The sequence below is a fragment of the Siminovitchia sp. FSL W7-1587 genome (assembly GCF_037963795.1).
GTDB lineage: Bacteria > Bacillota > Bacilli > Bacillales > Bacillaceae_C > Siminovitchia > Siminovitchia thermophila.
The window spans coordinates 1,950,496-1,964,920 of the sequence record NZ_CP150169.1 but is presented as its reverse complement, the minus strand read 5'-3'; the positions used below and the strand labels follow the sequence as shown (position 1 = coordinate 1,964,920).

Below are 14,425 nucleotides of genomic sequence, written 5' to 3'. Positions count from 1 at the left end.
TTGGAGGACAGTAAAAATGGGAACTACGGTAACAGAGTTGAGAATTGAGTCGGATTTTCTCGGCTCAAAAGAAGTCCCCGCCGCTGCTTATTACGGAATTCAAACGATGAGAGCGGTGGAGAACTTTCCAATCACTGGAAACAAGCTGCATCCAGAATTAATCAGGGCACTCGCCATTGTCAAAAAGGCTTCCGCACTTGCGAATATGGAAGTAGAGTTGCTTGCTTTTTCATTGGGAGAAGCGATTGTGCAAGCCGCCGAAGAAATTATTGACGGAAAGCTCCATGACCAATTTATTGTTGATCCGATTCAAGGCGGTGCTGGCACGTCGATGAACATGAACGCCAATGAAGTGATCGCCAACCGCGCACTTGAAATATTGGGGAAAAAGCGGGGGGAATACTCCGTCATCAGCCCCAATTCACATGTTAATATGTCCCAATCAACGAATGACTCGGTTCCGACCGCCATACATGTTGCCGTGTTGCGTGTATTGGACGAATTATTGTGCACAATGGAGGAGATGCGGGACGTTTTTGTCAACAAGCAAAAAGAGTTCGACCACATGATCAAAATGGGAAGAACACATTTACAGGATGCGGTTCCCATTCGCCTTGGCCAGGAATTTGGCGCATACAGCCGTGTCATCGAAAGAGACATAAAAAGAATCAAGAATACACGTGAGAACCTGTTTGTAGTCAATTTGGGCGCAACCGCTGTTGGAACCGGTTTAAATGCTGATCCGCGCTATATTGAATTGGCTGTCAGTCATTTGCGCGACATTTCCGGGTTGCCGCTCGTTGCCGCCGACGATTTGGTGGATGCGACCCAAAATACGGATGCTTATACAGAAGTATCTGCCGCATTAAAAATATGCATGATTAATATGTCCAAAATCGCGAACGACCTACGAATGATGACGTCCGGACCGCTTACCGGCCTTGCAGAAATCCGTTTGCCGGCACGACAGCCCGGATCGTCCATCATGCCTGGGAAAGTAAACCCCGTTATGGCCGAACTCATCAACCAAATTGCCTTCCAAGTAATCGGAAATGACCAAACGGTGGGCCTTGCGTCGGAAGCGGGGCAATTTGAATTAAACGTAATGGGACCGGTCCTTGTGTACAACTTGCTTGAATCCATCACTGTCATGACGAATGGATTCAAAGTGTTTACAGAATTATGTGTCTCCGGCATTGAAGCAAATGAAGAAAGAATGAAAAACTATGTTGAATCGAGTATCGGTATCATTACTGCTGTTAATCCGCATATCGGGTATGAAGCGGCGGCGGCCATTGCCAAAGAAGCGTTACAATCGGGCCGATCCGTCAGGGAGCTTTGCCTTGAGTTGGGTGTTTTGACAGAAAGCGAATTAGATCAAATCCTTGATCCTTATGAAATGACGAACCCGGGCATAGCAGGAGCGTCTTTATTAAGGAAATAATGAAACAACCCGGACCGGCTTGGGTATCGGTTCGGGTTGTTTTCTTTTGGAATGATCAAGCTTTGGCACTCACACTGCCCATTATAAATATTGCCTGGTGTCGGCTTTTTTCAAAGGAAGGAACGTCCAAAAAGGATATATCCCTTAAAAGGTAAAGTAGAAAATGGTGATACCGCAACATTTGTAAAAGAGTAGGAGAGGGAGCGCCCAAAGCTTGGCACTTTCTTAATCTATCAAAAAGCCAATCTTGCCGAATTGTTCGGCGTCTGCCAACCGCTGAAAGGCTTCTTCATATTTGCTTAACGGAAAGATTTGGTCAATGACTGGTTTAATGCGATGCTTTTCAATGAAGTTGAGCATTTCTTGAAATTCCTCTGCGCTTCCCATCGTGGATCCGAGCAAATTGAATTGGCCGTAGAAGAAGTTTCGGAGATCCAATTTCACCTCGTCGCCCGCCGATGCGCCAAACGTCACAATTGTACCGCCGGGACGAAGTTGGGCGATCGATTTGTTGAATGTGGCAGCTCCGACAGATTCAATGACTAGGTCCACCTTTTCCCCTTCCAATGCTTCGTTCCAATCGTCATTGCTGTCAATGGCTTTGTCGGCTCCAAGATCGATGGCCTGTCTGCGTTTTTCTTCGGACCGTGATGTGACATACACGGTGGCGCCCACTGCTTTGGCAAATTGTAAAATAAATGTAATAACGCCGCTCCCTACTCCGGGAAGGAGTATTGTTGTTTCCGGTGTAACTTTTCCTCTCGTAAAAAGGGCGCGATAAGCGGTAAGAGCTGCCAATGACAGTACACCAGCCTCTTCCCAAATTAAGAATTCTGGCTTCGGTACGGCGTTTTCCGCCGGAATCACTATGTATTCGGCAAAAGTTCCATGGAATGGAAGTCCCACAATTTCAAAACCTTGGGGCGGTGCATCACTCGTCTTTTTCCAACCCAACCCCGGATTGATGATGACCTCTTCTCCCACTTCAACATTGGTAACGCCTTCACCAACTGCATCGACAATGCCAGCCCCATCAGACCCGATGATAAGTGGCGGATCAGTCGGTTTGTGGCGCTGAAGCACAAACAGGTCGCGGTGATTCATCCCTGCTGTTTTTAATTTAACTTTCACTTCGCCGGCGCCCGGTTGCACTTCTTCCATATCACGGAGCAAAAGGCCATTCATTCCCGATTTTCCTTCATGAACAATCGCTTTCAACATCATCCCTCCGTTAGTAAAATAATTCTTTCGATTTATCTTCTATTCTATCATACGGAACATTTGCGTATGTTTCTAGTACTATTTAATGATGCCAAAAGCCTATCGCGTTTTTGATCATGTTTTAGAAAGAAAAATCATTTGTTGAAAAAGTGAATATGTACATGTTGCAACCTTAAGTGCAACTCGTGCCCAATGGCTTAGCGCTAAATCAGATTTCTTTATGTTGACGGGTTTTACCAAAGGGAGAACAGCCGAGGATAAAACGAAGGGGGAGGACCATTAAAATAGTGTCATGTTTAACATCATGTACAGAAAGTGGAGCATGTATTGGGCTGGAAAATCAATTGGCATCAAAAATGGCTCATGAAAAAAATACCAATCCTCGTGTGTATTGGATTATTCTCTTAGACATCAACTTCAAAAATGACTTGAAGCAGTGGAATACAAACGGTTTAAATATCATTGGCATCCCGGACCATCTCACATTCTATTTTATGGTCACCGCTTCAAAGCGAACTGTTATGGCAATGAAAAAAGAAGCATAGAGCGTTCACGATCTTAGTGAAAAAAATGAAACAAACTCTCTTGTTCAACCGTATGTTATATTGAAGAAGAGGGGAGGCCGATATTACTATGGCGGATCAAGAGAATACCAATGTGCAACTGATTAACGAAATAAAAGCATTAAACGCGAAGATAGAAAAATTGGAAAAAGATATAGAGGATATTAAATATTTTACACCGAAACCGGTTCTCACACCACAAGTCATTTCCCAGGTTGGCGGCTTTATATTGGGCGCGATTATATTGATTGGAATATTCTGGTAAACGGAGGGGGAGGGAGTGCCCCTTTGATCTTATTGTTGAATCGCCCCTGCAATATGATAGAGTTCCAAGTCAACGCCGGGCTGTTGTCCCAGTGCTATTTTGGCGAGGACGGAGCCTAATAATGGTCCGGCGGTAAGCCCGGTTGCGCCAAGTCCGTTTCCGACCAAAACATTGCCATAACCCGGAAGCGGCCCGATGACAGGGAGAGAGCCGGGTGTATATGGCCGGAATCCGACCCTCGTTTCAAGAATGGTGCTGTCAGCAAGTCCGGGCGCGATATCAAGCGCTTTGTGTAAAATTTCATGCATCCCTCCGGCGGTCACACGAACATCAAAATGAGTAAAATTCTCGTACGTTGCTCCCGCCACTATTCTTCCATTTTCAAACGGGACAATATATTGGTTTCCGGGCGGGATAATGACCGGCCATTCATCCGTTTTTTCATGGAGGAGCTTCATATGGATGATTTGGGCTTTCAAATCTTTGACCCGAAACTCGATCCCGAGCGTTCTTAGAAGTTCTTTTGCCCAGGCCCCCGCTGTCACAATATATGTATCCGCTCTAAATAAATCCTCCTCTGTTTTTACCCCGTCAAGCCGATCGTCATTCAGCATAAATGCGGCATCGCCAAAAATGATACGCGCGCCATGTCTTTCAGCTGCTCGCAGTAGCGCATCACGGAGTTTTCGGCCGTTCACGCGCGCGGCACCACTTGCATAAACCGCCCCGTATCCTTCAGAAAGCGGCGGAAACAACTTTTGCGCTTCCGCTGGACCAAGAACTTGAATGTCACCGATTTCAGGTGCATCTACCCGCCTTTTTAAGGCGACTTTTTCAATTTCCACCAGCGTTTTGTGTTCGGGGCGCACACTGATGGCTCCCACGCGGGCATAGCCGGTGTCCGTTTCGCCTTCCTTTTCAAGGCTGGAAATGAGGCTTGGGTAAAAGGCGGCGCCTCCTTTGGCTAGTGAATACCATGCCTTGTTGCGCCGTTGGGACAGCCAAGGACAAACGATGCCGGCAGCCGCATCTGTCGCCTGTCCTTTATCCCTGCGGTCGATCACTGTCACGTCCGCTCCTTTTTTGGCTAAATGGTATGCAGTGGAAGCTCCGAGTATTCCGGCGCCAATTACGATTATTCTCTCCATTGTTTCCCTCCTTTTTATGAATCATATTTTTTATCTATGTGTATACGCCCAGTGAATGTCCGTCCCACCTTTCTCTCCTCCGAGCCCCCGTTTACTCTTCGTCGATCAACGGCATCAGCATCAACATCAAGCTGTTCTTTTCCAAATGGCAGTTTAGGTCATGCCCATTTTTCGCCGATTTTGGCGCTCAGTTCAATGTGACAGATCTCTTCGTAAGCAAGCCTCCCAGTGGCTCCGCTTCACTTTTCCAAATGTGATTCACACAATGGCCTCGTTATATAAATTAACATACATAAAATTGTAATGCCAAAAAGCGGTAATTAGTGCTGCCAATTCTTTTGGAAGATCATCATTTCCATCACAGTGAATGCTGTTTAACCTTCAACGTCAGAATAATCGCTTTCATTTGTCAAGAAGTGAAAGATCGCTCCATCTTTATAGACATAAGATTTTTCATATAGGAAATACTATCCTTTGTCAGATGAAAATGGAGGTTAAATTCTAATGACGAGTCATGATCACATTCAATTAACAGCTAGTGAGTTGTCTGTTTTTTTTATGTCGTACTTGAAAGATACGTTAGTGGTTTGTGTTACTTCTTATTTTTTGGAGCATATAGAAGATCCAGATGTAAGAGTTTGTGTTGCATACGCCTTGGAGTTATCTGAAAAGCGGGTTGAGACCGCCAGAGCTTTTTATAAAGCAGAAGGAATCCACATTCCGGTAGGATTTACAGAGCATGACGTCAATGTGAAGGCTCCGCGTATTTATAATGATGTCATGATCCTTCAATATGTCACCAACTTGGGCATAATGGGAATGGGTTCATACAGTCTTGCAGTCGCACAATCAGCGCGGCAGGATATACGCCAGCATTTTACCTCTAGTCTGAATTCTTCTGCTGATTTGTTTAATCGTTCAGCAAATGTACTGCAGGAAAAAGGCGTGTTCATTCGTTCGCCCTTTATTCCGTATCCAACATTAACTGAATTCGTTGAAAAACGGCATTTTTTGGCTGGCTGGATGGGAGACCAAAGACCTTTAACAAGTACAGAGATTTCTTTTTTATATTTGAATTTGTTCCGTAATACCCTTGGAGGGGCTCTATTGACAGGTTTTGCACAAATTGCCCAGACGAAAGAAGTGCGCAAATTCATGACTAGAGGATCTGAAATCGCCAAGCACCATAGTGCTGTTTTTGGTAAGTTTTTATCCGAAAGCAACATATTAACACCTGTTTCACTGGGATTAAATGTGACTGAGTCTACAGACCACGTATTTTCTGACAAACTGCTGATGTTTCATACAAATGCGTTAAACAATCACGGAATGAGCTTTTATGGGCAAAGCTTGGCAGGAAGCCCCCGGAAAGATATAGCGACTGCCTATAGCCGTTTAATGGTTGAAGTCGGAGAATATGTGATGGATGGGACACAGATCATGATTGACAATGGATGGTTTGAAAAGCCGCCTTCCGCTCCAGATCGAAAAGAGTTGTCGAAAGGTTAAAAGTTGTGAGAGCGAAAGAAGCGTTATTTTGGAGCATTGCCTTCCCCGGTTTCGGACAATTTTTAAACGGCAAATATGTAAAAGGAATTGTACTGCTTTTGCTGGAGCTTTTAGTGAACATCATGGCCAATTTTAATGTGGTCATTATTTCCAGTTTCCATGGTGATATTCATAAAGCGGTCAGTGAAGCAAATTTTCAGTGGCTCATGTTTTATCCTTGTATATATTTTTTTGCGATGTGGGACGCTTACAAAGATGCCGGGGGAGGAAAAGAACCTTATTCCTTTCTTCCTTTTGCGATCACCGCCTACTTTGTCACTTTGGGTATTGTTTTTTCAGCAAAGATAAAATTGTTTGGCGTCTTGCTGGGCCCCCTTTGGTTGCCCATGTTGGGCGTTATCCCGGGGATCGCTGTAGGACTTGCATTGAAAAAAGTGATCATCAAACGTTCGGCATTTTAATGAACGGCAATATGGATTCTTCTCACTGAAACGAAAGCGGATTGTAATAGCTCAAAAGTGGATATAATTTTTCAAATTCGCGAGTAAGTGGAGAAAGAGGGCTCGTAATTCTTCAAATTCGCGAATGCTTCCCAATTCCGAGTAATCTAATAGAAATCATACCGCCCCAAAGTCGCTTCATTCGAAATGTGAGAAGTGGGTTTGTCGTGATGAAGCTTTCGAGGGTTTCTCGACAGCGTGACGGCAGAGTGTTATCTGCCGTTCTTTATATTTTGTTTTCTTTTTTGATAATAGAAAACAATCGGCTGCACGATAATTAATAGGGGATAGAGGGAGAAAATAATTTTTTCGGTAAACGTTGTGACAAAGAAAGGCCGAAACCAATCAATGATTGCATACCTCAAGTCAAAACCTAATAAATAAATGTCTATGATGATGGAAAAAATGGTCATCGATATCATCATGAGCAATATGATGCCAATTAATTTCAATCATGATCACTTCCTCATACACGCCATACCGGTTTGTTATAAAAATGATTCATTTGGGATAAAACGAAAAATGAACCCATTTTAGGGTTTGCGTACAGGAAGTGATTTATCCGTGGAAAAGGCAAAAATCAGTTCATACCAATTATTTGTTCTCATCCTGTTATTCCAACTGGGCAGTGCCTTGTTATTACCATTAGCTACTGATGTAAAACAGGATGCTTGGATTGCTGTGTTAATTGGGTTAATCGGTGGTATTTTGCTATTTTTCATCTATTACCGTATTTATACATACTATCCCGATGCTTTGCCGACAACCTATTTGCAGAAAATCATCGGAACATTTTTTGGAAGGATTCTCGCTTTTCTCTATTTGATATATTTTGTGTACCTTTCTGCAAGGGTACTTAGGGATTTCGGTGAAATGCTTGCCATCTTGGGCTATTCCAACACACCTATTGCGGTCAATCAAGCATTATTATTGTTAGTTGTTATTTATACGATCAAAAAAGGAATCGAAGTGTTGGCGAGAACAGGAGAAGTATTTTTCATTTTTATTTATTTACTGGCTATTATCGGCTTTATTTTAATCGTTTTATCAGGATTGATCAATTTCGATAAATTAAGGCCGGTTCTTGAGCATGGCATCATCCCCGTTGTAAAAATGGCCATGACCCAAAATATCTATTTTCCTTTTGGTGAAATGGTCGCTTTTTGTATGATCTTTCCTTATTTGAAACATCCGAGTAAGTTAAAAGCGACGGCTATATTCGCCATCGGATTAAGCGGGATTAATCTGGCGATAAGTACAGTCGTCAATATAAGTGTGCTGGGGGCAGCGTATATTTCGCGGACTCAATTCCCTCTCGTTACGGTTCAAGCCATTGAATTGGCGCAATTTTTGGAGCGCCTGGATATTTTTTTTATGCTGGCCATGATTATTCTTGGATTTTTCAAAATAAGTATTTTCTTTTATGTAGTCGTGATTGGTACAGCCGACTTGTTTCATCTAAAAGAGCCTTCCCGTCTTGCTTTTCCCATCGGGTACGTTGTTTTGATATTTTCAATTGTGATTGCAAGTAACATGTCCGAGCATTTTGAAGAAGGGTTGGAAATGATCCCGGTTTATCTGCATCTTCCTTTTCAGGTGATCATTCCTTTTATACTGCTTGTGATCGCAATTTTTAAAAACAGGAAAGGATAGGCGGCAGAAATTAAACTGGAATCATTTCGATAGACATTATTCCTCATTGCTTTTCATTTGCAATATAAAAGGATTATTCCTTAAACCAGATCTAATGATCGATGCATCCACTTTTACGTTTACCTTTAAAGTCGGGAAATGTTTGTCATTCCAGTCATGTTCAAGTTTCTTCCATTTTTTTGGATATGATCGGTAGATTTTTTCCCCGAAGCCAAAAACGTCTGTTTGTTCCGACTGTATACGCTTAATGGAGTGCTGTATCAGATTCTTAATGTCCTTTTCTACCTTGTTTTCTATTTCTGTCCGTACATGCAGATCTTTTATGTTAATGGGAACAGTGACTTCTCCAACGTCTCCCTGTGCGCTAATTTTAATGGATATCACAGGCTTTTCATTCTCCATCTCAGCATTCACTTTTGTGTTTGCCCTAAGTAGTTGATAGGCAATCGCGTTCTTTTCGTTTTCCCAATCAACAGAGATATTCGTTTGCTTGATTTTATCCAAGATCCATACGAGGCCCCTTGCTTCTTGATCATATTGCCAACTCACCAGTCTTCCACCTTTAAAAACAGCTACTCCCACAGCCTTAAGAACTGTATCGGGATCAATCATTTGTATATTCTCATCCTTCTTTCCTTCTTCTATATTTCCTGTGATTTTAAAACCCGGTATAACTGGTTCTTTTCCTTCAGTTGTCAAGGATTCGGTTAATTCCTGGACATTCACCGAAAAAGTGTCGCCCCATCTTTCTTCCGAGAATTGCAGTGTCTTAGTCAGTTTATTTGCCGGTACTTTATCAAGAGGAGTGGTTACTTTTAATAGTTCTGCTGCTGTTGAACGATGGGCAATGACAACCTTTGATGTTTTGCGAAATTCAATATCCCTATCCAATGCTTCCAATACATTGGAAATGTCCTTTTCCCTAGCCAGCTTTTCCCCTATCACCACCAAGTTGGCATGGGAGTAAAAGATGACTCTGGAAACTTTGTTTGACACACGCCTGCTCAACTCCACCATATTTTTCCCCGTTGCAGTATACGTTACGACAGATGAACCTTTTGTGGCTCCTCCTTGAAGTGTTCCTGGCACACCGGTGGGATTCACGATTTGAAAGGTCCCCACATATGAACCGTTTTCGTTTATATCAATACCAATTGCGGAAACCATCGCCATATCCGTCAATTCCCTTTGGTTCCAGCAACCCGAGAGGAGCACATAGATAACAAGGTACAGACAAATCATCCTTCTATGTTTCATCCGTGTCACCTTTTTTCTTTTTCCGTGTGATGATTCCCCGGCTGAGGGGAGGCTTTGGCTTGTCCATGTCTTCTGAATATAAATTTTCACCTTGCTTCATAATCAAATTTGCCTTTTCTCTTGTTTTCCATAGTGGTGCGCGAACGAGTGTATCGCCTCCAACATTGTCAGGAGATATTGGAGCAAGGGGTGTCATATAAGGAACTCCGAACGATCTCAAAGCGCATAAATGTACCGTAAGCAAAATCATGCCTAAGATGACTCCATATAGTCCGAATACGGCAGCAGAGAACATAAATAAGAATCGAATTAATCTTGCTGAAATCGCCATGGTAAACGATGGGGTTGCAAAATTGGCGATCGCAGTAATAGATACAATAATGACCATCGCCGGGGAAACAATGCCTGCCTGAACAGCTGCCTGTCCTATCACAAGCGCTCCGACAATTGAAATGGCAGATCCTACCGCTCTGGGCATCCGAATTCCTGCTTCTCGTAAAATTTCAAATGTAATTTCCATGATGAGCGCTTCGACGAATGCCGGAAAAGGAACGTTTTCCCGCTGTGCCGCAATAATAATCACAAGCTGTGTCGGTATCATTTCCTGGTGAAAAGTAGTGCTTGCAATATATACTGAAGGCGCAATAATGGATATAAAAAAAGTCAATATCCTCAAAAAGCGGAGAGCTGTTATAATATCAAAGCGTGCATAGTAATCTTCAACCGATTGAAAAAACTGGATAAAGACGGCGGGAGCCAAAAGAACATAGGGTGAACCATCCACAAAGATGGCAATTCTTCCTTCCAGAATATTACCTGCAACTGCATCAGGCCTTTCCGAATGATACAAGGTTGGAAAGGTAGTAAATGCCTGATCCTCAATCAATTGTTCAATATATCCGGACTCAAGTATGCTTTCTATATCAATTTTTTTTAATCGATGACGGACTTCAGCAACGATTTTCTCATTCGCATGGCCATTTAAATACATGATTGCTACGTTTGTTTTTGTCTTTTTGCCTATCTTCATTGATTCAACCCATAAATCCGGATTTCTGATCCGGCGTCTGACAAGGGATATATTCGTTTGGATTGACTCAGTAAAACCATCCCTCGGCCCGCGAACGGAGACTTGACTTTCCGGTTCCTGAATCGACCGTGTTTCTCCGCCTGCTGTATTGGCAATGATGGCCTGATCTGTTCCATCAAGAAGAATGATTGTGTTGCCATCCATTAAAGCAAGGAAAAGATCTTCTTGCGTGTTTACCGTTTTAATGCTTCCGATTGCTATCCCTTCATCTGTCAGTGATTGAATTAAATGCTGGGAAGAATCATGATCAGGAAAAGACTTACTCATGATTGAATCAACAATCTTCTCATTTATAGCCTTTGTATCAACAATTCCTTCAATAAAAATAATCGCCAGACATTTGGGAGATACTTCACCTATTTTCAAAGTCCGGATCGAAATATCAGAACTGTTTCCTGTTCTTTGTTTGACCAGTTCCAGGTTGGCCGACAATGATGTGGAGATGGCTTTCTTCTCTTTGACTGCCTCATGATGTATGCTGTTTTGTTTTTTCTTAAGTCGTTTGAAGAATGAGGACATAATGAGAATTACCTTCCAGTGCTTGTATTCCTTTTTTGTCCATATCGCTCCGGTTGTATTCTTTGGGTAAATATTTCGAGAACTCATTTAAATGTCGATTGCGCATGGACGTTTCGTTTTTTTTATATCGTGACCATTATTCCAATAGCAGGCGCTGTTCAAAGCTGTGACTTGTGTGGGCTACATCATACATAAAAGAATACGACCAATGATTCAGGGGGCGTATCAAAGACAGAGCCGTGTGGGCTGCATCATACATAAAAAATCGGATAGGAAGGTTTGCGAAATGGTTATAGGTTCCATAGAAGGGGTCCGTATACATTTAAGTCTTTAATTTGACTTGATCAATTATAAAACGGCTTTCCGGCAAAGTCGGCATCCTTGTTAAGCTGACTGAAACATTTTGTGTATCTGGCACATTATATTCCAGTTGCTTCGTTAAAAAGGACAAACCCGTCTTCATCACTTCGATTGTGACAAGCTCTCCGGCGCACCTGTGTCCGGTATGGAAATCGCCCCCTCCTTGGGGGACCAAATCAAACAGACCGCCTCTCCAATTGCGAAACCGTTCAGGCCAAAATAAAAATGGGTCATCCCAAAGCCTTGGGTCATGGTTTGTTCCATACACATCAAGCAGGACGAGTTGCCCCTTTTTAAAGGGCACACCATTCCATTGAAAACCACTGCATACCCTTGCTCCAAGAAACGGTCCAAACGGGTAATAGCGGCGTACTTCCTGAACAAACATGTACAAATCCTCTTCATTTCCGGACACAATTTGCTCCCGTGATTCGGGAAATTCGTAAAGTGCCAAGGCGCAAAAAGTAAAATATGTCGCGATCGCTACAATGGGTCTTAATATGTTTATCAGCTCAACAGCCGCCATCTGCACACTGAGCGGCTTTCCTTCCGTATCCCGGTAAGTGGCCATGGCATGCAGTGCCGTGCCTTCGGGAGCTTGAATTTTGCCAGAACGAAAGTACTCAATCACTTTTCTGATCCATTTTTCGGCTCTGTTCCGCGCCCGGCGTCCCTGCCAATGCCGCGGGCCCACAGCACCAAAAGCATCAACCATCTTACCGAAATCATCCGCTCTTTTCCCCACTTCCGCTTCGTTCAACGGGACACCTGCCCACTTGCAAGCCGCTTTGCATAATATTTTCTGCATTTCGTCAAAGAGAATGACTTCTTTTTTTCCTTCCCACTCAGAACCGGCAATTGCAAAATATTGTTGAGTCAAGTCCTTTAACATACTGATTCGTTCCGGGACCATCAGCGACATAAACAACTGCTTTCTATGCTCATGGGCAGCGCCGTCCATCGTTTGGATTGCACTTTCTCCAAACAGCGTTTTTTGTACTCTCTTTGGAGCAGCTCCCTTTCTCTGAAATAGCCTAGGATTGTAAAATATTCTCGCCGCTTCTTCTCCACTCATGCATATCACTTTCTCGCCCATTAAACGCGTCTCGAAAATATCGGACTGAAACAGCTCGCATCTATTTGAAATAAATTCATATCCTTCCCGCAGCAAAGCAAGGGTTTGATCCAACCCTTTTTCGCGCGGTATTTTACCTGTTGTTGAACCGCCTTGCTGGATAACTGAACTCATGGCCATCCCTCCATTTTGAAAGCACGTTCTTCACGATGAATATATTTTTATCATTTGTAACGGAAGATGATTTATTCCTACGTTTGAATCTCGTTATAATAAAGAAAGGTGGTGGTACTTATGATCATTCATCTTTTTACAACTGATGAGCTGGAAGCAAAAGGAATAAGGTGGCTTGTTGAATCTCATGTAACAGGCGTTAAGCTTGTTCCTTTTGATCGTGTTGAAAACATGTTGGAAGCGTTCGCAAAGGAACAGCCGGAGCTTTACATTATTGACATGGATAAATGGGAGCCCGACGACGATTCTTTCAGTAGCTGGCTGCGGTCGGTACGGTGGCTCGGGATTTCTTCTGAACGCATTTTTCAAACGGCATACAGGGGGCTTCGTTTCCGGGCGCAGGATGTACTGTTCAGGCCAATTGCTCCGGATGAACTAATGAAATGCATCCAACGGCAACGATTTCAAATTAGGAATGATAAGCGAAAGGCAACAATAAATCCGGGGGAAACACCAGAAAAATTAGTCATTGATTATTCGGGTATCTTCCTTGGAGGGCCAAAAATAAGGAAACCACATTCCATGACAGCGTTGTTAACGCAGGATCCAAACAAGCTTCCTGTCGTTTATGCAAAGTTGCAGGAATTTCCTTTTCCAAAATCAAAGCTCATTTTTGCCTTTTCACAGTTGGTTTTATGTGTGGATGAAGTACCTGCAGAGAACCGTTATCAAGAGGAATACTATGCGTTTTTCGATCAATGGAAAGAGGAACAAGATGAACCGCTTGCCATGATCATGAATACCCATTGGCAAGGGTTATCGATAAAAGAAATGTATGAACGTACAAAACAGTTAACCGAAATGATCTTTTTTGAAGGGTATGACATTATTTTAGCCAAGGCAGAACAAATCCACTGGTCATCAATGGACCCTTTTTTAACGCCTCTGGAACAGCGGGAATGGATAGAAATGCTTGAAAGGAGGGACATCCAAGCGATCCGCGAATGGATGGAGCATGCGTTTCTCGATTACAAAAAACCCTATCCGCCTCCCGAAATGGTTAGAATCCGGATTACAAGCGTATTGGCACAAATTCGCCGCTATATGAAATCACAGCAGCTGCAGCACCCCAATTGGGAAAGGGACTACCACGATGTATTTCGGCAAATTATTCAGGAACCGGTTGTTTATCGGATTGTTCAAGATCTCTTATCATTTACGATTCGTTTGCTGACAGAACAGGACGGGCGTATTGATGCTGATTTTAAGACGCTCGTTGACCGAGTAAAAAGCTTGATGGAGTCTAATTATTGGAACCCGCAGTGGAATTTGGAGGACTGTGCCAATACACTCCAGATTCATAAAAGTACATTAAGCCGGAGGTTTGCGGCGGAGTCGGGAAAAACATTCCGCGAAACATTACATGAAATCAAAATGGGCGAAGCGAAGCGACTTTTAAAAGAGACAAATTTACCGCTTGATGAAATTGCCCGTTTGGTAGGTTATCAGTACCGGACCTATTTTAATGCGAAATTTAAGCAAATGGAAAAGAAGACACCGACAGAATATCGAATGGGCCTGGGTCATTTAAGTTGACAGATTATGTCTTTGTTTTGAAACCATTTAAAAATAAGTGCTCATAATAGA

13 protein-coding genes are annotated in these 14,425 nt (G+C 43.0%); 7 read left to right on the top strand and 6 right to left on the bottom strand.

Annotated elements, in window-relative coordinates; all coding sequences use genetic code 11:
• The first annotated feature begins 16 nt into the window (after nucleotides 1–16).
• Nucleotides 17–1,444, top strand: coding sequence for an aspartate ammonia-lyase (gene aspA, locus NST31_RS09050; protein WP_339165162.1), 1,428 nt, complete (start codon nucleotides 17–19; stop codon nucleotides 1,442–1,444).
• 225 nt (nucleotides 1,445–1,669) lie between these two features.
• Here the strand turns inward: aspA and NST31_RS09045 are convergent, their stop codons facing one another.
• The gene (locus NST31_RS09045; protein WP_339165507.1) at nucleotides 1,670–2,662 is read right to left on the bottom strand and encodes a zinc-binding dehydrogenase; all 993 of its coding nucleotides are present in this window, start codon (nucleotides 2,660–2,662) and stop codon (nucleotides 1,670–1,672) included.
• A gap of 290 nt (nucleotides 2,663–2,952) precedes the next feature.
• Between NST31_RS09045 and NST31_RS09040 the strand changes: the two genes are divergently transcribed.
• Complete coding sequence (locus NST31_RS09040) at nucleotides 2,953–3,210, top strand: hypothetical protein (RefSeq protein ID WP_339165160.1); 258 nt, start codon at nucleotides 2,953–2,955, stop codon at nucleotides 3,208–3,210.
• Nucleotides 3,211–3,298: 88 nt separating this feature from the next.
• Nucleotides 3,299–3,493: a hypothetical protein gene (locus NST31_RS09035; protein ID WP_339165158.1), complete on the top strand. Its 195-nt coding sequence runs from the start codon at nucleotides 3,299–3,301 to the stop codon at nucleotides 3,491–3,493.
• A gap of 29 nt (nucleotides 3,494–3,522) precedes the next feature.
• Here the strand turns inward: NST31_RS09035 and NST31_RS09030 are convergent, their stop codons facing one another.
• Nucleotides 3,523–4,641: an FAD-binding oxidoreductase gene (locus NST31_RS09030; protein ID WP_339165156.1), complete on the bottom strand. Its 1,119-nt coding sequence runs from the start codon at nucleotides 4,639–4,641 to the stop codon at nucleotides 3,523–3,525.
• Nucleotides 4,642–5,145: 504 nt separating this feature from the next.
• On the opposite strand from NST31_RS09030, the gene NST31_RS09025 reads away from it, so the two are divergent.
• Nucleotides 5,146–6,150: a DUF3231 family protein gene (locus NST31_RS09025; RefSeq protein ID WP_339165155.1), complete on the top strand. Its 1,005-nt coding sequence runs from the start codon at nucleotides 5,146–5,148 to the stop codon at nucleotides 6,148–6,150.
• A 5-nt stretch (nucleotides 6,151–6,155) separates the two neighbouring features.
• On the top strand, nucleotides 6,156–6,611 hold the full coding sequence (locus tag NST31_RS09020; protein WP_339165153.1) for a hypothetical protein: 456 nt from the start codon (nucleotides 6,156–6,158) through the stop codon (nucleotides 6,609–6,611).
• A 251-nt stretch (nucleotides 6,612–6,862) separates the two neighbouring features.
• Here NST31_RS09020 and NST31_RS09015 read toward each other — a convergent pair whose 3' ends face one another.
• The gene (locus NST31_RS09015) at nucleotides 6,863–7,102 is read right to left on the bottom strand and encodes a hypothetical protein (RefSeq protein ID WP_339165151.1); all 240 of its coding nucleotides are present in this window, start codon (nucleotides 7,100–7,102) and stop codon (nucleotides 6,863–6,865) included.
• Between the two features lie 112 nt (nucleotides 7,103–7,214).
• Here NST31_RS09015 and NST31_RS09010 point away from each other — a divergent pair, with 112 nt between their 5' ends.
• Nucleotides 7,215–8,303, top strand: a complete 1,089-nt coding sequence (locus NST31_RS09010; protein ID WP_339165149.1) for a GerAB/ArcD/ProY family transporter — start codon at nucleotides 7,215–7,217, stop codon at nucleotides 8,301–8,303.
• Nucleotides 8,304–8,339: 36 nt separating this feature from the next.
• On the opposite strand, the gene NST31_RS09005 is transcribed toward NST31_RS09010, so the two are convergent.
• The 3 genes from NST31_RS09005 to NST31_RS08995 form a co-directional block, all read right to left on the bottom strand.
• Nucleotides 8,340–9,560, bottom strand: a complete 1,221-nt coding sequence (locus NST31_RS09005) for a Ger(x)C family spore germination protein (protein WP_339165147.1) — start codon at nucleotides 9,558–9,560, stop codon at nucleotides 8,340–8,342.
• Nucleotides 9,550–11,169, bottom strand: a complete 1,620-nt coding sequence (locus tag NST31_RS09000; protein ID WP_339165145.1) for a spore germination protein — start codon at nucleotides 11,167–11,169, stop codon at nucleotides 9,550–9,552. Before NST31_RS09000 ends, NST31_RS09005 begins: the two co-directional genes overlap by 11 nt.
• A 322-nt stretch (nucleotides 11,170–11,491) precedes the next feature.
• Nucleotides 11,492–12,778, bottom strand: coding sequence for a cytochrome P450 (locus NST31_RS08995; RefSeq protein ID WP_339165143.1), 1,287 nt, complete (start codon nucleotides 12,776–12,778; stop codon nucleotides 11,492–11,494).
• 120 nt (nucleotides 12,779–12,898) lie between these two features.
• Here NST31_RS08995 and NST31_RS08990 point away from each other — a divergent pair, with 120 nt between their 5' ends.
• Nucleotides 12,899–14,374: an AraC family transcriptional regulator gene (locus NST31_RS08990; protein ID WP_339165141.1), complete on the top strand. Its 1,476-nt coding sequence runs from the start codon at nucleotides 12,899–12,901 to the stop codon at nucleotides 14,372–14,374.
• The last annotated feature ends 51 nt before the right edge of the window (nucleotides 14,375–14,425 follow it).